Source organism: Halocatena pleomorpha (assembly GCF_003862495.1).
Lineage (GTDB): Archaea > Halobacteriota > Halobacteria > Halobacteriales > Haloarculaceae > Halocatena > Halocatena pleomorpha.
Map to the genome: position 1 here is coordinate 1 of NZ_RRCH01000022.1, position 16,327 is coordinate 16,327.

The 16,327-nt window shown below is 57.8% G+C and carries 18 protein-coding genes and 1 tRNA gene; 12 read left to right on the forward strand and 7 right to left on the reverse strand.

What is annotated here, in order from left to right; translation table 11 throughout:
- Window positions 1-23 precede the first annotated feature (23 nt).
- Window positions 24-97: transfer RNA gene (locus tag EIK79_RS09865), tRNA-Tyr, on the reverse strand.
- A 132-nt stretch (window positions 98-229) separates the two neighbouring features.
- Between EIK79_RS09865 and EIK79_RS09870 the strand changes: the two genes are divergently transcribed.
- The 3 genes from EIK79_RS09870 (at window position 230) to ftsZ (ending at window position 2,393) form a co-directional block, all read left to right on the forward strand.
- Window positions 230-781: a double zinc ribbon domain-containing protein gene (locus EIK79_RS09870; RefSeq protein WP_124954957.1), complete on the forward strand. Its 552-nt coding sequence runs from the start codon at window positions 230-232 to the stop codon at window positions 779-781.
- A gap of 266 nt (window positions 782-1,047) precedes the next feature.
- Entirely contained in the window at window positions 1,048-1,227 is a 180-nt protein-coding gene (locus tag EIK79_RS09875; RefSeq protein WP_124954958.1) for a ribbon-helix-helix domain-containing protein, read from the forward strand.
- A gap of 2 nt (window positions 1,228-1,229) precedes the next feature.
- Window positions 1,230-2,393: a cell division protein FtsZ gene (gene ftsZ, locus EIK79_RS09880; protein ID WP_124954959.1), complete on the forward strand. Its 1,164-nt coding sequence runs from the start codon at window positions 1,230-1,232 to the stop codon at window positions 2,391-2,393.
- Between the two features lie 115 nt (window positions 2,394-2,508).
- Here ftsZ and ncsA read toward each other — a convergent pair whose 3' ends face one another.
- The gene (gene ncsA / locus EIK79_RS09885; protein ID WP_124954960.1) at window positions 2,509-3,498 is read right to left on the reverse strand and encodes a tRNA 2-thiolation protein NcsA; all 990 of its coding nucleotides are present in this window, start codon (window positions 3,496-3,498) and stop codon (window positions 2,509-2,511) included.
- Between the two features lie 60 nt (window positions 3,499-3,558).
- Window positions 3,559-4,518: a sugar kinase gene (locus tag EIK79_RS09890; protein WP_124954961.1), complete on the reverse strand. Its 960-nt coding sequence runs from the start codon at window positions 4,516-4,518 to the stop codon at window positions 3,559-3,561.
- Window positions 4,519-4,741: 223 nt separating this feature from the next.
- On the opposite strand from EIK79_RS09890, the gene trmB reads away from it, so the two are divergent.
- Both trmB and EIK79_RS09900 read left to right on the forward strand, forming a co-directional pair.
- Window positions 4,742-5,791: an HTH-type sugar sensing transcriptional regulator TrmB gene (gene trmB, locus EIK79_RS09895; RefSeq protein ID WP_124954962.1), complete on the forward strand. Its 1,050-nt coding sequence runs from the start codon at window positions 4,742-4,744 to the stop codon at window positions 5,789-5,791.
- A gap of 60 nt (window positions 5,792-5,851) precedes the next feature.
- Entirely contained in the window at window positions 5,852-7,075 is a 1,224-nt protein-coding gene (locus EIK79_RS09900) for an HAD family hydrolase (protein ID WP_124954963.1), read from the forward strand.
- Here EIK79_RS09900 and EIK79_RS09905 read toward each other — a convergent pair.
- From EIK79_RS09905 to EIK79_RS09915, 3 genes are all read right to left on the reverse strand, one after another.
- On the reverse strand, window positions 7,072-7,824 hold the full coding sequence (locus EIK79_RS09905; RefSeq protein WP_124954964.1) for a VOC family protein: 753 nt from the start codon (window positions 7,822-7,824) through the stop codon (window positions 7,072-7,074). The genes EIK79_RS09900 and EIK79_RS09905 overlap by 4 nt on opposite strands.
- A 95-nt stretch (window positions 7,825-7,919) precedes the next feature.
- Window positions 7,920-8,351 (reverse strand): TIGR04206 family protein, encoded by a 432-nt coding sequence (locus tag EIK79_RS09910; protein WP_124954965.1) that lies wholly within the window; start codon window positions 8,349-8,351, stop codon window positions 7,920-7,922.
- On the reverse strand, window positions 8,348-9,457 hold the full coding sequence (locus EIK79_RS09915; protein WP_124954966.1) for an OBG GTPase family GTP-binding protein: 1,110 nt from the start codon (window positions 9,455-9,457) through the stop codon (window positions 8,348-8,350). The genes EIK79_RS09910 and EIK79_RS09915 overlap by 4 nt, the downstream gene beginning before the upstream one ends.
- A gap of 192 nt (window positions 9,458-9,649) precedes the next feature.
- On the opposite strand from EIK79_RS09915, the gene EIK79_RS09920 reads away from it, so the two are divergent.
- From EIK79_RS09920 to EIK79_RS09950, 7 genes are all read left to right on the forward strand, one after another.
- Window positions 9,650-10,924, forward strand: coding sequence for a dicarboxylate/amino acid:cation symporter (locus tag EIK79_RS09920; RefSeq protein ID WP_124954967.1), 1,275 nt, complete (start codon window positions 9,650-9,652; stop codon window positions 10,922-10,924).
- A 271-nt stretch (window positions 10,925-11,195) separates the two neighbouring features.
- A complete protein-coding gene (locus EIK79_RS09925; RefSeq protein ID WP_124954968.1) occupies window positions 11,196-11,396 on the forward strand; it encodes a VNG_1110C family protein in 201 nt (66 codons plus the stop codon).
- Between the two features lie 148 nt (window positions 11,397-11,544).
- Window positions 11,545-12,030 carry a 50S ribosomal protein L11 gene (locus EIK79_RS09930; RefSeq protein ID WP_124954969.1) on the forward strand — a complete coding sequence of 162 codons (486 nt, stop codon included), beginning with the start codon at window positions 11,545-11,547 and terminating at the stop codon, window positions 12,028-12,030.
- Window positions 12,031-12,180: 150 nt separating this feature from the next.
- Window positions 12,181-12,819, forward strand: coding sequence for a 50S ribosomal protein L1 (locus EIK79_RS09935; protein WP_124954970.1), 639 nt, complete (start codon window positions 12,181-12,183; stop codon window positions 12,817-12,819).
- Between the two features lies 1 nt (window position 12,820).
- Complete coding sequence (locus tag EIK79_RS09940; protein ID WP_124954971.1) at window positions 12,821-13,867, forward strand: 50S ribosomal protein L10; 1,047 nt, start codon at window positions 12,821-12,823, stop codon at window positions 13,865-13,867.
- Window positions 13,868-13,908: 41 nt separating this feature from the next.
- Window positions 13,909-14,244 carry a 50S ribosomal protein P1 gene (gene rpl12p / locus EIK79_RS09945; RefSeq protein ID WP_124954972.1) on the forward strand — a complete coding sequence of 112 codons (336 nt, stop codon included), beginning with the start codon at window positions 13,909-13,911 and terminating at the stop codon, window positions 14,242-14,244.
- Window positions 14,245-14,327: 83 nt separating this feature from the next.
- On the forward strand, window positions 14,328-15,563 hold the full coding sequence (locus EIK79_RS09950) for a tripartite tricarboxylate transporter permease (protein WP_124954973.1): 1,236 nt from the start codon (window positions 14,328-14,330) through the stop codon (window positions 15,561-15,563).
- Here the strand turns inward: EIK79_RS09950 and EIK79_RS09955 are convergent, their stop codons facing one another.
- Window positions 15,564-16,220 (reverse strand): DUF6517 family protein, encoded by a 657-nt coding sequence (locus EIK79_RS09955; protein ID WP_124954974.1) that lies wholly within the window; start codon window positions 16,218-16,220, stop codon window positions 15,564-15,566. It abuts the gene before it with no gap.
- Between the last annotated feature and the right edge of the window lie 107 nt (window positions 16,221-16,327).

Genomic DNA, 16,327 nt, shown 5'->3' on the forward strand with positions numbered 1-16,327 from the left:
TCTGTTCACGACGCTGTAGAAAATCCGCTCTCCCCGATTTGAACGGGGGGCAAGTCGATCTACAGTCGACTGCTCTGCCAGACTGAGCTAAGAGCGGTCACTCTTTCGTATGGGCATTCATCATTTAACGCTTTCTGTTCAGAACAGCAGTTTCCTCATATCTCGCGTCTTCGGTGGTTGTCTGACGCTGCACGAACGTTGATATGGGTTGGCAATCAACCCCTACCCGATGAGCAAGATCACGTTTCGCGCTGACGACGAATTGATCGCGCAACTGGAGGAATTCGAAGCCTCCAAAAGCGCGATCATGCGCGAAGCGCTTCGCACCTATCTCAACACGCATATGAGCGGCTCCGAACCGTCGGATCTCCCATCGGAATTTGAAGATGAACGCTGGGTGGACCACGTAATCCGAGATCGCGTCGACGAACTCATCGGTGAACGAGGAGATGAAGCGTTTACGCGGTCCAAACCCAAGGATATCAACGTGAACATCTCCGTCGAAGGGGAGCCACAGACGGCTGTTACCGACGAATCCTCTGCTGATCCCGAGCAGTGTAAGACGCCCACCTCAACGACGACGGACTCTGCGACGGAACGAACCCAGTGTTCCAACTGTGGCGAAACACACCCCGAAACACACGTGTACTGTCCGAATTGCGGCGAAAAATCCACGCAGAACCACGTGTGTGAGTGCGGTGCCGATATCGACACAAAATGGTCGTTCTGTCCCGCTTGTGGCCGTCGTACACCGACTGAGACCGACCTTGAACGATCGTAGCCACTGTCTGACGATCACTGGCGACTGTATACGCCATGAATTCCCCTGACACGCCCCGAACGGTCCATTCATGGTGATTGTATCCACTAGTGTCATACACGGGGCAAAGATTTATTACACCGGCGGGTATGAACACACCTGCGTAAGACGACCGTCTTACACGGTTGCGAATGCGCGATGATGCGGCCGCATTCATGCGGTTTTGCTGTGTAAGACGCAAGGCGGACCGCCGCCCATTCTCGTCTTACCGGACAAAGGGGAAAACCATGGAGCGTGTGACACTACGGATTCCAAAACAACAGATCGAAGCGGTCGAACAACTGGTTGAGACGGGTGAGTTTCCCAATCGGAGCGAAGCGATTCGATCGGCTGTTCGAGACATGATCAACGAAGAGAACACAGAGCGTCAGCGACGGGAGAGCAAGCGTCAGTGGGCGCGTGTCTGACGATGCAAGATCTCGTCAACGACGCGCTTGAACACGCCGAAGACGAACAACGCAAGGCAGCTAACGCGGACAACATTGACGAATTCGGCGATCCTCGTATCGTGGTCGTCGGTGCTGGTGGTGCCGGCAATAACACTGTCAATCGTCTTTACAATATCGGCGTCGATGGCGCTGACACGGTCGCGGTCAACACGGACAAACAACATCTCCAGATGATCGAGGCCGACACGAAAGTGCTCGTCGGGAAAACGCTTACACAGGGTCTCGGTGCCGGTGGTGATCCTTCGATGGGGGAGCGAGCAACCGAGATGGCCCGGGGAACAATCAAGGACGTGCTCTCGGGTGCTGATCTCGTGTTCGTTACGGCTGGCATGGGTGGCGGAACGGGCACGGGTGCCGCACCTGTCATCTCGAAGATCGCAAAGGAGCTTGGGGCGATCGTTGTCGGTATGGTTTCGACCCCGTTCAACGTCGAACGGGCGCGTACTGTGAAAGCTGAAGAGGGACTTGAACAACTCCGCAACGAAGCGGATTCGATCATTGTTTTAGACAACAATCGATTGCTCGATTACGTCCCAAACCTTCCAATCGGCAAAGCGTTTTCCGTAATGGATCAGATCATCGCTGAGACGGTTAAGGGGATCTCCGAAACGATCACCCAACCGTCGCTCATCAACCTCGATTACGCGGACATGACCGCCATCATGGGGCAAGGTGGGGTCGCGGTCATGCTCGTTGGGGAGACCCAAGACAAAAACAAAACTGAGGAAGTCGTTCGAGACGCGATGAGCCATCCTCTTCTCGATGTCGATTACCGAGGAGCGACGGGCGGATTGGTCCATATCACTGGCGGTCCTGATCTCACACTCAAAGAGGCCGAAGGGATCGCCCAGCGGATCACGGAACGACTTGAGGCCGATGCAAACGTCATTTGGGGTGCACGAATCCAACAGGAGTACAAGGGCAAAGTTCGCGTGATGGCGATCATGACGGGTGTACAGAGCGCACAGATTCTCGGTCCGACGACCCAAAAGCAGGCAGACGCTTCTCGCCGTGCAGCACTTGACCGGGTGGACACCGATTCGGAGACTAACTACGGGAGTGCACAGTCCGATGGTGGACAAGATTCTGTCGAAACTAACAACGGTCTCGACGTTATTCGATAAACGATGAAATAATAACGAGTGAGACCGCCGTTTCCAACATTAATTTTCAACATACTCTAGATATATACTATATCCGAGACGGTATCATGGTATAAGACGCGTCGATTCCACCGCCTCAGGCAGCGTGAATCGATTCGACAAGCTGGCATTTTCGGCAGAGTCGGTTCGTTGTCGCCGCGCCACACCGCTCGCACTCAGTGATGTCGGGGAGCGAATCCTGCCGAGACTGTTCCGCAGCAATCCCGGCGAGATCTTCGTAGCCTGCCATGATGGAGTGGCGCGTGCCCGGATGATTCTCTTCGAGTTTGAGGAGGAGTTGCTGTATCTCCCCGCGATACGCCTCGCTCGCGTGAGGACACTCAGCCATGTGAACAGGGAGATCCGTGAGGTGTGCGAACAGTGCGATCTCCTTTTCAGGAATGTCTCGAAGCGGTTTCGCGCGCGGAACGAACGTCTCGCTTTCAGTGCGCGTCTGCCGGTCGTCGCCACTCGTTTCCTCGAACGGTCCGAGACTGGCGTCGAAATGTTTCGCTATCTGCGTGACATCACCTTCAAGGATGTTCATGAGCGCTGTTTGGGCCTCGTCATCAAGATTGTGCCCTGTGAGGAGTTTGTCCGCGTCGTATTCTTTCGCATACCGAGTGAGGATGTCCCGACGGAACACCCCACAGTACGCACACGGAGCCATGTTTTCCGGATCAGTGTCAGCTACCTCGTCCATTCTGAGATCGAACTCTTCCTCGTAGGCGACGACTTCGTGTCGGATGTCCATGTTCTCGGTCAACTCAAGACACGCGTCGACCGACGCGTCTCGGTATCCCTCGATGCCTTCGTGGATCGTGAGCGCGAGGAGTTCAATCCGTGGATCGTGAGCGAACGTTTCATAGAGCAGTTGTGTGAGAACGACGCTGTCTTTCCCGCCGGAGAGACCGATCACCCACGTTTCGGGAGCGTCGGGAGACGCATCCGAACTGACGAGCGCGTCCTCTCGGATCCGCCGTTTGACGCGCTTTTCGACCGAGCGAATGAAATGATCCTCACAGAGATGCAGCCCGGAGTACTCGGCGTGTAGGACCGCCGGCTCTCCGCATTTATCGCACTCCATGCGCGGACTTACGGGTTCGGAAAAATAACGCTGTTGTGACTGTCGCTCGGGCGGTAGAGATCACCGTAGTCGGTCCGTTTGGTCGTTCGTGAACTGCGCCAGCTCGGAGCGGGTCGGCAGCCCTTCGATATCCCCGGTAACGGTGGTCGCAAGCGCTCCGACCGCAGCGGCGCGATCGGTCGCACGAGTCGGGGACAACTCATCGAGCCGTCCGGAAAGATAGCCCGCGGCGAACCCATCGCCGGCACCGATAGGATCGATAACGCGGTCGACTTTGTAGGATTCAACCCGCTGTGCGACGGAATCCGACGCGACGAACGCCCCATCAGCACCGAGTTTAACGACCACTTCCGTCGCACCCAATGCCCGGAACTCTTCAGCGATGGTCTCCGGGTCGTCGGTATCGAGCAACACTTCTCCTTCTTCGATGCCCGGAAGAACAATATCACACTTCTCAACGAGTGGGAGAAGCGTCTCGCGCATCTCTGCTGGATCCCACAGTTTGAACCGGAGGTTCGGATCGAACGAGACCGTCAGATCGTGCTGATTAGCTCGGTGGATGGCGTCCTGGACGAGCTTCCGACAGGAATCACTCAACGCTGGTGTGATCCCTGTCAGATGGAGGTATTTCGCATTGGCGAGGGCTTCGTCCGGTAAATCGTCCGGTGTCATCCGGCTCGCCGCGGAGCCGTCCCGGTAGTAGAAAACGCCGCTTTCGCCCAGCTCACGGCGTTCTTTGAACATGATTCCGGTTGGGGCGTCCGCGTCAAACGCGACGTACTGGGTGTCGACGCCTGCGCCCCGGATCGTATCACGGACGTACTGCCCGTGAGGATCCGCCCCGAGCCGGCTCACCCACGCCGTCTGATGCCCCAAGCGAGCGAGTCCGATCGCCATGTTGCTTTCTGCCCCACCGATCCGCTTTCTGAAATCCATGATGTGGCGCAGTGGACCGGATTCGTGTGGGTTTAACAGCACCATCGTCTCCCCGAGAGTAAGCACGTCTGTTTGGGTCTCCATCGTGTTTCAGTCCGTTCCCTGAGATACCATTCATACAACAGTAAATATTTTCGTTTCAGCTGGCCACCGAACACGTTCGGATTCGGTATCCACCAGTAGAGTAATGTTTCTACCCACGAACGATGTGATAGGCTCGGCCGATCTTCACAATTGACTTCCGAATTGTGATAGATTACTTCATTATTCAGTAAATATTTTATTCGTTGGTCGAAAACAGCCGGTAATGGATTCGGACGACCTCCGTCACCGTATGGAGCGCGTCGGTGACCGGTTCGATTTCGGGGAATACGAGATCGAGGCGTATCTGGCGGTACTCGATCACGGTGAACTGACGGCGAGTGAGATCGCAGAACACACGTCGATTCCCCAGCCGCGGGTGTACGATACAGTGCGGAAACTGAGTGACAGGGGAATGGTCGAGTTGCGCGAGTCCCGTCCGATGCGGGTCGTGGCGCTCGATCCCGGCGAGGTATTTCCGACGATTCAGGCGTCGCTTGAGGAGATGGTTGAGGGGTTGGCTGACCGTTACACCACGCCGTCGCGCGAGACCGAAGCGGTATCACTAGTGAAGTCACGTCCGAGCATTCTCCGGTATTTAGAGACGGTGATCGAAAGCGCGGAGTACGAACTCGTGCTTTCGCTCACGCCGGAACTGCTGTCCCGGTACGAAGAGCTGTTGTCTGAGGTGTGTGAGACAGGCGTCACTGTAGAGTTGCTCGTAACGCCTGCGGCGTCAGCACCGTCGCCTGAGGAGTACGATTACACGCAGGTTTCAACGAGTGCGCGGGCACGACGAGGGATAACGACGCCAGTCATGGCTGTCGCGGACGGAACACGGTCGGTGTACGCAACCCAGAGCGCGCTCACGAGCGACACCGAACATTACGGCGTCATCTTCAATCGATCAGCGCTGGGCTTTCTCGTCACTGGCTTTTACAACACGGTGTTGTGGACGACAGCCACGCCCCTCACCGAGGATGGTCATGAACGGCCGTTTCCGCGGCGGTACGCGTCTATTCGCCGCTGCCTGAAGGACCTCCGCGATTTAGACCGGGAGTTCTACGCTCACGTCGAGGGCCGAGACGTAGAAACCGGCGACAGTCGGACCGTGTACGGCACTATTGCCGACGTTGCTGTCGAACCGACCGGCGAGGTCGCTACGCTCACCCTCGACACCGACGACGGTTCGGTAACGGTGGGTGGGCGTGTCGCTGCGCTCGAAGACATCGAAGCCCACGAGATTCATATCGACACCAAACCGATTACGCGGTGACACCGTCCACACCGTCACCACGGCCCACATGCTTTACGTGCGCCAGCCAAGAAATCCATCATGAATCGCTATAACAGCCTATACAAGCTGTATGACGAGTTCGATACTGCAACGCTTCGAGAGTATCAGACGCTCGTGGACCTTTTCCCGGCACTCGGGTCGCGTGTCGCGTTGGAACTCTGGCAGGAGACCAACGACGAACTCGACCAAAACCGCAATGCGATTCGTCGAATGTTCCCGGCTGGAGAGACGTTCGCTGACATCGCTGCTCACGCCTCGCGGGATGAGGCGTTTACGGCGTTGGATCTCAACACCAAGTACGGCCGGGCGGTGAACGTTCTCGTGTTAGATGTCGATGAAACGCTCCGGTCGGCTGGCCGCACTGACAACGAGATTCCCCGTGAAACACTGTCTCTACTCACCCAACTCCACGAGGACGGACTTCCGATCGTCATCTGTACCGGCCAAACCTTAGAGAACGTCAAGGGGTTCATCACTCAGGGATTGGGTAACGAGCTCGTTCATTCAGGACGGCTGAGCGTTGTTTATGAAGCCGGTAACGGTGTGTTCTCCCCTGGTCATGGTGAAGACACGAAAACGTTGCTGTACGAAGGGTTAGACGAAGAGATAAGAACCGTGTTCGACAGGGTGCGGTCACGCGTGGTTTCGGACGCCCCTGAACCGATCAAGCGCGGGTGTCACCTCCAGGGCAACGAGTTCAACATCACGCTCAAGCCGAACTTTCAGACAGGGAGTGACCGCGCGGTGTCGGTGATCGACGACGCGCTGTGTCACCTCCTTGATCTGCTCGCTGCCGCGGTTGATGGCGTCGATGCGGCGACAACGCGTGCGTACTACGCTGCCCGTGATCCCGAGATCCGTGGCGTGCTTGAACGCCATGGCGGTGTTCCGGAGGTCGATCTTGCGGACCTTCCCGAAACGGCCGAATCGCTCTTCGAACGGATCGATATCGCCTACTACAAGGGTGACGCCGCCGAAATGGGGAGCCTAGAGTTGGACAAGCCGACCGGTGTTCAAACGGCGTTCGACGTGCTCGGTCTCGATGATCCGTTCGCGCTCGTGATGGGAGATTCGAAAAGTGACCTCCGCGTCATGGAGTGGGTCGACGCCAACGACTGTGGGATCGCCGCCGCGCCGGATCATGCCTCTCGGGTCGTCTCCGAACACGTCTTCAACACTGATGAACTCGTCTTCGAGCGCAACGACAGCGCCTCCATGTTGCGGATCGTCTACGCTCTCAACCGGATCGCAGGGATCGATTAAGGCTCCAAAATTTCGATTTCATGGTCGTCGTTCGTTTTCGTGAACGCGTACCGGTTGTCACAGCTTTCGGGATCTCGGTAGTCCTCGGCGTGACGCTCCATGAGTGTCTCCCACTCGTCTTGGAGATCGTCAGTACGGACGGCGAGATGCCCCCACGCGTCGCCCAACTCGTAGCTGTCTCCGTCGTAGTTGTACGTGAGTTCGACCGACATCGCTTGTTCGGCGGCGTCGGGCTTCATGAAATACAGTGCGAAATCCTCGTTCTCCGAGCGACGAACCAGATCGTAATCGAGCTTTCGTGCATACCACCCGATTGCGGCGTCAGCGTCCTCAACGCGCACCATCGTGTGGTCTAATCCCCAGCGAGCGCCATGGTCGCGCTGGACGATCTCGATCTCGTGGCCGTCAGGATCTTTCACGAACGCGTACCGCCCGCCACAGGAGTCGGGATCCCGGTAGTCCTCGACGCCTTCGTCCAGCAACTGCTCGTAGGCGTCGTACACGTCATCAACGCGCACCGCAATGTGCCCCCACGCGTCGCCCATCTCATACGTTCGGTCGTCGTGGTTGTACGTGAGTTCCAGTTTCGCATCCTCTTCGTGGCGGTCGGGCGGTGCGAGATACACGTTGGTGAACGTATCGGCCTCCCACCGGCTCGTTTCTTCGTACCCGAAGTGGGTAGTGTACCAGTCGAGGGAACTGTCCAGATCTTCGACGCGCAGCATCACATGATCGAGTACGCCGGTCATGGTTGGGAGAACTCGTGGGAGGAGTAAAAGCGTTATCAGCTAAGTAGTCCATGACGAATAGCAGGTGAATCTACTGGTACACGTTTCGGTCGGACTCATCGATCTTCTGCTGCCCGCACGAGCGGCCAGTACGCCCACCACGCTACAGCACCCATGAGCACGATTCCAACGGGCAGCGCCAGATACCCCATTCGTCGGGAAAAGCCCGCGAGTACCGGAAGGTGGCTCACGGCCGTTGCGACCAACAATCCACCGGTCAACCGGGCGTCCTTGACTCCCAACGCACCACCGATGGCACTGCACAGTGATCCTGCGTACAGCACCGCGCCGATCGGCCACGCACGGAGAAACGGCGCGACCTGCCCGCCCGTGAACCGCAGATACTCGTGGATCAAAACCAGCTGTCCAGACTCCACTCCGACCAATCCGAACGGGAACAGGAGCGTGATGGTAGTGGGCGAAGTGATCACTGTCCACGGAATCACACCCAGCGCCACCACCACGGCCAGCCGCCGGCGTGGGTTCATCGCCGGACGATGAGCCGCAACACGTCCTCGTCTTCGAGTTCGTGGTCCAGTCCGACCTGTTGCTCGTCGTGTTTTGCGCTCGGGCCGGACACGCGCGCGAACCGGAACCGTTCGCGGAAGTCGCCACCGAGTTTATTACACGCGTCCTCGATGGTGTCGCCCGATCGGAGGACGAGTGGCTCCTCATAATCGATACCGCGTCCGGGCTTGTCCATGTACACGCGGATCAGTCCGATCGTCTCGTAAATAGACTCCTTCAAGCTCTCAAGTCCTTTCTCTTCTTGTGCACTGATGAAAATGGTCTCCTCGGGATCGAGTCCGTGCTCGCGTAGTTCCTCGTTCACAGTATCGAGGTAGCCACGATCGATGAGGTCAGCTTTGTTGACCGCGACGAGCGATGGGAGGTAGATCCGGTTGTCCAGCAACCCGTCGATGAGTTGGTCCACGGAAATCTCCTCGCGTAGCGTCACATCAGCGTTAACGTAGCCGTGTTCACGGAGCATCTCCGCAATTGTCGACTCGTCGAGTCCGACATCACCGCTCGTAGTCACGTTGATACCGCCTTTGTGCTTTTTCGTGATACTCATGCTCGGTGGCTGCTGATCGAGACGGATCTTGTTCGCGTATAGCTCCTCGCTCAGACGAGCGTACTGTTCGATCTCGAACACCGACAGCACGTACAACACCAGATCAGCGGTCCGAACGACTGACAACACCTCTTTGCCACCACCCCGACCGCCGGCTGCCCCTTCTATTAGCCCGGGAACATCGAGCAGTTGGATGTTAGCCCCCTTGTATTCGAGCATTCCGGGGTTCACGTTGAGCGTGGTGAATTCGTACGAGCCAGTCTCGCTGTCCGCGTTCGTGAGCGCGTTGAGCAGCGTTGATTTCCCCACGCTCGGAAACCCGACGAGTGCAACCGTTGCGTCGCCGGTTTTCTCGACGGCGTATCCGTCGCCACCACCGGCTGACGACCGGTTTTCGAGCGTCTCCTTTTTTTGGGCGAGTTTCGATTTCAGACGGCCGATGTGGGCCTCGGTAGATTTGTTGTACGGAGTGTTGGCTATTTCTGCTTCAAGCTCCTCGATCTCCTCCTCAAGACCCATCAGCTACCGCTCCGAGATGAACGGCGAAAAAACTGTTCGTTGGCCCTGGTGTCGATCCGAACAACGAGTAGCTCCTGACCCCCTGTGATGATTGGTCCCACTATTCACGTTCACACGTTACGATCGACAAATAATTACACTAATATATAGTTTGGCAAGCTATATATTTCGGATACTGTAATTATGGTGTGTATGGCAACTACTATCTCACAGGCGTGGCAGCGGTATCGATCAGTGCAGCTCGTTTACCGGATCGCAGTCGCGTTCGTGTTGGGTTCGATCGTCGGGCTTCTCGTTGGCCAGCGAGCCACAGTATTACAACCGCTCGGTGACCTGTTCGTTCGACTGTTGAAGATGATCATCGTTCCGATCGTCGTGTTCACGATCGTGATGGCCTCTCGCCAGCTTTCGCCGTCGAACCTCGGAAAGATCGGGAGCCAAGTCGTCGTCGTGTATCTGTTGACGACAGCGATCGCCATCGGCGTGGGACTCCTCGTCAGCAATCTCTTGGATCCAGGCGTCGGATTGCAGCTCACCGATGGGTCCGTGTCTCCCGAGGATGCACCTCCATTGCTAGATGTGTTGTTGGGTGTCGTTCCTGAGAACCCCATCGGCGCGATGGCTGAAGGGAATATCCTCGGCGTGATCACCTTCTCGTTGGTGTTCGGCATCGGGATGACGACCGTCCGTGAGGAAGTTGAGGAAGGATCCGATGTCTACAACGGGATCGAGACGCTGTTCAACGTCATCGAAGCGGGAGCTGAAGTCATGTTCAAAGTCGTGTGGGGTGTCATGGAGTACGGCGTCATCGGCGTATTCGCGCTGATGGCAGCGCTGTTCGGACAGACTGGAGCGGGGGCGATCGTGGACCTGCTCATGCTCGTGGTGACGCTCACAGCGGCAGTCGGGATACAGATCGGAGTGGTGTACCTGCTGTTTATCGTGACCCTGTTGCTTGGTCAGTCGCCGCTCGCCTTCCTCCGTGGTTGTAAGGACGCGATGGTCACCGCGCTCAGCATCCGTTCATCAACGGGCACACTTCCGGTAACGATGTCTAACGCTGACGACAATCTGCAGATCAATGAAGGCATCTACAGCTTCTCGCTCCCGCTCGGAGCAACGATCAACATGGACGGAACGGCGATGTACCTCGGTATCGCGGCCATCTTCACCGCCAATATTGTCGATGTGCATTTGACGATCGCGCAACAGCTGAGCATCCTGCTCACGGCCCTGTTGGCGAGCGTCGGAACGGCCGGCGTCCCTGGTGCGAGCCTTGTCATGATGTCTGTGGTGTTCTCCCAAGTCGGTCTCCCGCTGTCGGCGGTCGCAATGATCGCTGGAATCGATCCGCTGCTTGACCGACTCCGGACGATGAACAACATTACCGGCGATCTCGCCGTCACGGCGCTTGTGGCAAAGTGGAACGACGCGATCGATCTGTCGAGTGGGGCGTGGGATTCCTGATTCCTGTCACGAGCTAATGACGACACGGCGAACTATCGTACTCTGTCTCGAAGTGCTTTTATCGTGTGAACCTATACCACCGATATTACATGATCTCATGCCGGCCGGAATATACACAGTAGGATTACCCACAAGATTAGTACCCGTAGCATTCGAAAGATTCACCTTAATGGATCCAGAAACGTCCTGATAGTGATTGCACCTCCCACAACCGACGACCGACCGAACGCTGTACGGATAGCCGTTCAACCAACGAGGATAGACCGGAACGATGATCGATATAGATAGCTTTCGTGACAGTACACAGATTATTCTTCCGACGGAGACGCTCGCGGGACTCCGTTCGGAACTCAATCGACGGTTCGTGCTTTCGTTCGTTGAGGAAGAGACGAAAACCCGGATCATCGGTAGCCCGGTAGAGATCCGGGAGGCGAGCAACTGGCTTACTCGGCAGGGCGTCGCGGTTGCGTGAACAATCCGTCGAGCAGACGCTGTCTTCGTGTTCGGTTCGCGTGCTTCGCTCGGTTCACAACTCGTTGTACCGTTGTCTGTCGACGCATCGATGGGCTGGAGAATCCTCCTTGGCAAAGTTTAAACCGACCAAGGCGGTGATTCAGGGTATGGCTGGAACGATCGAAGTACTCGTCGCCGGTGGGCAGGCAACGCCTGGTCAACCGCTTGGCCCGGAGCTTGGCCCGACGCCGGTCGACGTACAAGCAGTCGTCAACGACATCAACGACCAGACCGAGGCGTTCGACGGAACGGAAGTCCCCGTTACTATCTCATATGAGGACGACGGGAGCTTCGAGATCGATGTCGGTGTCCCGCCCACGGCGGCGCTGATCAAAGACGAACTCGACTTCGAGACCGGGAGCGGCCGGCCACAAGCGGAGTTCGTCGCCGACATCTCTGTCGAGCAACTCACACAGATCGCAGAGCAAAAGCAGTCGGATCTGCTGGCATACGACACGAAAGGCGCAGCCAAGGAGATCGCAGGGACCTGCGTTTCACTCGGTGTTACCGTCGATGGAGAGAACGCTCGAACGTTCAAACAGCGACTCGATGACGGTGAGTACGACGATCACTTCGAGACGGCCAGCGCGTAGTCGGATTCTTCTATCACTCCGCTTTGGTGGTCTGCGTCGTGGACATCCACTTCGACGTGCTTAAGTTCGTGATCGTAGTGGATTGAGGTGAGGCAGGTTACGCGCCTGTTTCACGCCGTAGCAGCCACTGGCGGACTACGGAGGTGAACAATGGCAAATCAGGAATTAGAGGACGCAGTTTCTCGCGCGATCGAGGAAGCGCCACCGCGGAATTTCCGTGAGTCGGTAGACCTCGCTATTAATCTGCGCGATCTGGATCTCAATAACCCGAACAACCGCGTCGATGAAGGCATCGTTCTTCCGCGCGGAACGGGACAGGAGACTCGTATCGTCGTGTTCGCTGAGGGCGAGACAGCCCTTCGTGCCGAAGACGTTGCCGATGAAGTACTCGACAACGACGCGTTGTCGGATCTCGGTGACGACACTGACGCCGCGAAGGACCTCGCCAGCGAGACGGATTTCTTCGTCGCAGAGGCGAGCATGATGCAGGATATCGGTCGGTATCTCGGGACCGTGCTCGGTCCACGAGGGAAGATGCCGACGCCGCTTCAACCCGACGACGATGTCGTTGAAGTTGTGAACAGAATGAAAAATACTGTTCAGCTTCGCAGCGGCGAGCGGCGGACGTTCCACACCCTCGTCGGATCGGCAGAGATGGATCCCGAGGACATCGCTGACAACATTGACGTGATCATCCGTCGGTTGGAGGCTGACTTGGAGAAAGGACCCCTCAACATCGACTCGATCTACGTGAAAACAACGATGGGACCTTCGATGGAGGTGGCCTGAGATGTCCGCTGAACCCGAACACCAGACGGACGTCATCCCGGAGTGGAAACGCGAAGAAGTCGACGCGCTCGCGGCGCTCATCGAGCGGTATGAGAGCGTCGGCATCGTGAACATCGCGGGCATTCCGAGCAAGCAGCTCCAACAGATGCGCCGTGATCTCCACGGCAGTGCCGAACTCCGCGTTAGTCGGAACACGCTGATCAGTCGCGCGCTCGATGAGAGTGGGGATGGTTTCGATGAGCTGACCGAACTCGTGAGCGGACAAGTCGGTCTCATCGGTACCAACGATAACCCGTTTGGACTGTACAAAGAACTTGAAGCGTCGAAAACGCCCGCACCGATCAATCCGGGCGAAGTCGCGCCCAATGACATCGTGATCCCCGAAGGGGATACGGGCATCGACCCGGGTCCGTTCGTGGGCGAGTTACAGCAAGTGGGTGCCAACGCGCGCATCGACAGCGGTTCCATTCAGGTACTCGAAGATTCGACGGTTCTCGATGCCGGCGACGAAGTGAGCGCCCAGCTCGCAAACGTACTGAACGAACTCGGCATCGAGCCCAAAGAGGTCGGTCTCGACCTGCAGGGCGTCTATTCTGAGGGCGTCTTCTTCGAGCCCGACGAATTGGCGATCGATATTGAGGAGTACCGCGCCGACGTGCAGTCGGCCGTCGCTGCCGGGCGCAACCTTTCGGTCAATGCCGTCTATCCGACGGCCAGAACCGCAGACGCGCTGGTCTCGAAAGCGAGCAACGAGGCGCGCAGCCTCGGCCTGTTCGCTGCGATCGAAAGCCCGGACATCGCGGACGATCTCGTCTCGAAGGCCGACGCACAGATGCGTGCGCTTGCCGCAGCCATCGACGACGAGGAGGCGCTCCCAGAGGAGCTACGCGGTGTCGATGCGCCGACGGCTACCGAGCCGGAGGCGGCTGAATCCGACGAGGAATCCCAAGAGGAGACCGACGCTGACGCCGAGGACGAGAGCGATGCCGACGACACCGACGACGATGACGACGGCGGTGCCGAAGGTCTCGGCGCGATGTTTGGATAGTAAATCGAACCACGACCAACCAACTCATCAACCAACACACAATGGAGTACATTTACGCAGCACTCATCTTGAACGAATCGGACGAAGAGATCACCGAAGACAACGTCACTGACGTACTCGAAGCCGCGAACGTGGATGTCGAAGAGTCCCGTGTCAAGGCGCTCATCGCCGCGCTTGAGGATGTCGACATCGAGGAGGCTGTCGAGCAGGCGGCCGCCGTCCCGGCAGGCGGTGCCGGTGCAACCGGTGGAGCCGAGGCGGAAGCCGAGGCAGCCGAAGAAGAGGAAGAAGAAGAGGAAGCTGAAGCAGCCGAAGAAGAGGAAGAAGAAGAGGACGACGAGGCCAGCGGTGAGGGTCTCGGGCAACTGTTCGGCTGAATCAGCTCGACGACGCAGCGATCTTTTCATCACACTCGTGTAATACCGAACGTTTAGGTCCGAAACCGCACCGAGCGATCCTAATGGTGGTAGAGACCGTAGTGGTCGCTCCGGAGCGAACGGTTGCGGTGCTCGCGTTCGTGGCAGCGGGGTGTCTGTTCGGAACAGTAAGTGGTCTTGTACCGGGATTACACGCGAACAACATGGCGTTTCTGTTGGCAGCGCTCGCGCCGTCGATACCTGGCTCTCCTCCACTCGTCGGGGCGGCGATGTTGGCAGCGGGCGTCGTTCACTCGTTTCTCGACATTGCACCGATGCTTGCACTCGGAGTACCGGATCCGGCAATGGCCGTGAGTGCGCTTCCGGGGCACCGGCTCGTACTGGAGGGTCGAGGAAGAGAGGCTCTGTGCCTATCGGCGCTAGGAAGCGGACTCGCTGTTGTGCTTTCGGTTCCGTTGGCGGTCCCGCTCACGGTCGTGATGGTGGGTGCAGAGCCGGTTATCAGCACCCATCAGCCGCTCGTTCTCGGAGCGATCGTGCTGGCGCTGCTTGGAACCGAACCAACGCGCCGAGGGATCGGCGGTGGTGTGCTTGCGTTCGCTGCGAGCGCCGGTTTGGGGATTGTCGCGCTTGATCTGCCGACGAATCCGGCGTTGGCTGTCGGAAGCGTCCTCACTCCCCTGTTCACCGGCCTGTTTGGTGCGCCAGTGCTGATCGACGCCATGGAGGGAAACGGGATCCCCGAGCAACGCGGTGGGACCGTCACTCTCTCGGCACGATCGGTTTGTGGACTCGGCGGCGTTGGGTCGTTGTGTGGCGCGATCGTGGGATACATCCCCGGCGTCTCAAGCGCTATCGCGGCAACGCTCGCGTTGGTAACTGTTCCTGGTCGGTACGGCGCGCGGGGGTTCGTCGTTGCCACGAGCGGTGTTAACACTGCCAATACGATTTTCGCCTTATTTGCCCTCGTTTCGCTGGGCGCGCCGAGAACCGGCGTATTGGTCGCACTCAAACGGGCGAACGTCCCGATCGATCTGCCGCTCTTGCTCGCCGCCGTCGTGATCGCGGCCGTTGTCGGATTTTGCGCCGTGCTCTCGTTGGGCGACCCGTACCTCCGACTCGTTGGGGCGATCGATTACACCACGCTCTCGATCGGTGTGCTCGGACTGTTGTGTCTCGTCTCGTATCTGTTCGCTGGTCTCATCGGAATCGGAGTGTTCGCCGCGAGTACCGTCGTCGGTCTCCTTCCGGTGCGACTCGACGTTCAACGCGCGCACCTGATGGGTGTACTGCTGGGACCGCTGATACTCGGCCAGTAGTCACGCCGGGTGTTCGAGTCCCGTGAAAAGCCGATCGATCCGCTGCCGTTCTTCGAGATCGTCCGGGTGAACAGCGATCACGGTGATGTAATCGTCTCCGTGAGCGAACGACGCAACGTGGATGGTTACCGGCACCGAGACATCTTCGACGACTTGCACGGTCGCCGTGTAGGTCGAAACCGTGCGCTTCTTGCCGAGTACCGACGCAGTGCGATTACTGTCGAATTCGGGCGTGTCGACGCCGTCGTAGGTCCCGATCAGCTCCTCAATGAGTTGTCTGTTGGACCACTCTCCGATCGGGTTCATGGACTGACCACCGATCTCCGCTTTCGGTGTCGACAGTGCTACGAACCGGGTGATCGCGACTTCTGTCGCAACGAGATCGGTGTTTCGCTCGTATCCACGCATGTGACTCGTGGCTTCGACCGACCGTTCCTGATCAGCGATGCTCACCGAACTGTTGAACGTGGGTGACTCGTTGTGAGTCATCTCGTATCCGGTCGAACTCAATGCCTCATCGCTCACGTTGATCGGCTCTGATTCGACTGAATACGGCTCTTCACCGGTAAGAACATTGAGACAGCCGCTCGTTGCGAGTAGGCAAACGAGGAGAATCGTGATCGTGGTTTTTGACCTCGGTATCGAATCTCGTATCATAATATGAATCAGGTTTCGATCATCCCTGACAGCTCGCTGTTGCGTGAGTCGCACGGAGCCACGACCGGGACGATCGAGACGTTAGTCGGGGCTCATCTGGTGGTGAG

What these genes read in the sequence shown, in the direction of transcription:
- EIK79_RS09875 (WP_124954958.1), top strand. Translation starts at nt 1,048, where the DNA reads ATGGAGCGTGTGACACTACGGATTCCAAAACAACAGATCGAAGCGGTC.
- EIK79_RS09940 (WP_124954971.1), top strand. Translation starts at nt 12,821, where the DNA reads ATGTCCGCTGAACCCGAACACCAGACGGACGTCATCCCGGAGTGGAAA.
- EIK79_RS09905 (WP_124954964.1), bottom strand. Translation starts at nt 7,824, where the DNA reads ATGACCGGCGTACTCGATCATGTGATGCTGCGCGTCGAAGATCTGGAC.
- EIK79_RS09870 (WP_124954957.1), top strand. Translation starts at nt 230, where the DNA reads ATGAGCAAGATCACGTTTCGCGCTGACGACGAATTGATCGCGCAACTG.
- EIK79_RS09930 (WP_124954969.1), top strand. Translation starts at nt 11,545, where the DNA reads ATGGCTGGAACGATCGAAGTACTCGTCGCCGGTGGGCAGGCAACGCCT.
- ncsA (WP_124954960.1), bottom strand. Translation starts at nt 3,498, where the DNA reads ATGGAGTGCGATAAATGCGGAGAGCCGGCGGTCCTACACGCCGAGTAC.
- EIK79_RS09950 (WP_124954973.1), top strand. Translation starts at nt 14,328, where the DNA reads ATGGTGGTAGAGACCGTAGTGGTCGCTCCGGAGCGAACGGTTGCGGTG.
- EIK79_RS09955 (WP_124954974.1), bottom strand. Translation starts at nt 16,220, where the DNA reads ATGATACGAGATTCGATACCGAGGTCAAAAACCACGATCACGATTCTC.
- EIK79_RS09925 (WP_124954968.1), top strand. Translation starts at nt 11,196, where the DNA reads ATGATCGATATAGATAGCTTTCGTGACAGTACACAGATTATTCTTCCG.
- ftsZ (WP_124954959.1), top strand. Translation starts at nt 1,230, where the DNA reads ATGCAAGATCTCGTCAACGACGCGCTTGAACACGCCGAAGACGAACAA.
- EIK79_RS09910 (WP_124954965.1), bottom strand. Translation starts at nt 8,351, where the DNA reads ATGAACCCACGCCGGCGGCTGGCCGTGGTGGTGGCGCTGGGTGTGATT.
- EIK79_RS09900 (WP_124954963.1), top strand. Translation starts at nt 5,852, where the DNA reads ATGAATCGCTATAACAGCCTATACAAGCTGTATGACGAGTTCGATACT.
- EIK79_RS09920 (WP_124954967.1), top strand. Translation starts at nt 9,650, where the DNA reads ATGGCAACTACTATCTCACAGGCGTGGCAGCGGTATCGATCAGTGCAG.
- EIK79_RS09890 (WP_124954961.1), bottom strand. Translation starts at nt 4,518, where the DNA reads ATGGAGACCCAAACAGACGTGCTTACTCTCGGGGAGACGATGGTGCTG.
- trmB (WP_124954962.1), top strand. Translation starts at nt 4,742, where the DNA reads ATGGATTCGGACGACCTCCGTCACCGTATGGAGCGCGTCGGTGACCGG.
- EIK79_RS09935 (WP_124954970.1), top strand. Translation starts at nt 12,181, where the DNA reads ATGGCAAATCAGGAATTAGAGGACGCAGTTTCTCGCGCGATCGAGGAA.
- rpl12p (WP_124954972.1), top strand. Translation starts at nt 13,909, where the DNA reads ATGGAGTACATTTACGCAGCACTCATCTTGAACGAATCGGACGAAGAG.
- EIK79_RS09915 (WP_124954966.1), bottom strand. Translation starts at nt 9,457, where the DNA reads ATGGGTCTTGAGGAGGAGATCGAGGAGCTTGAAGCAGAAATAGCCAAC.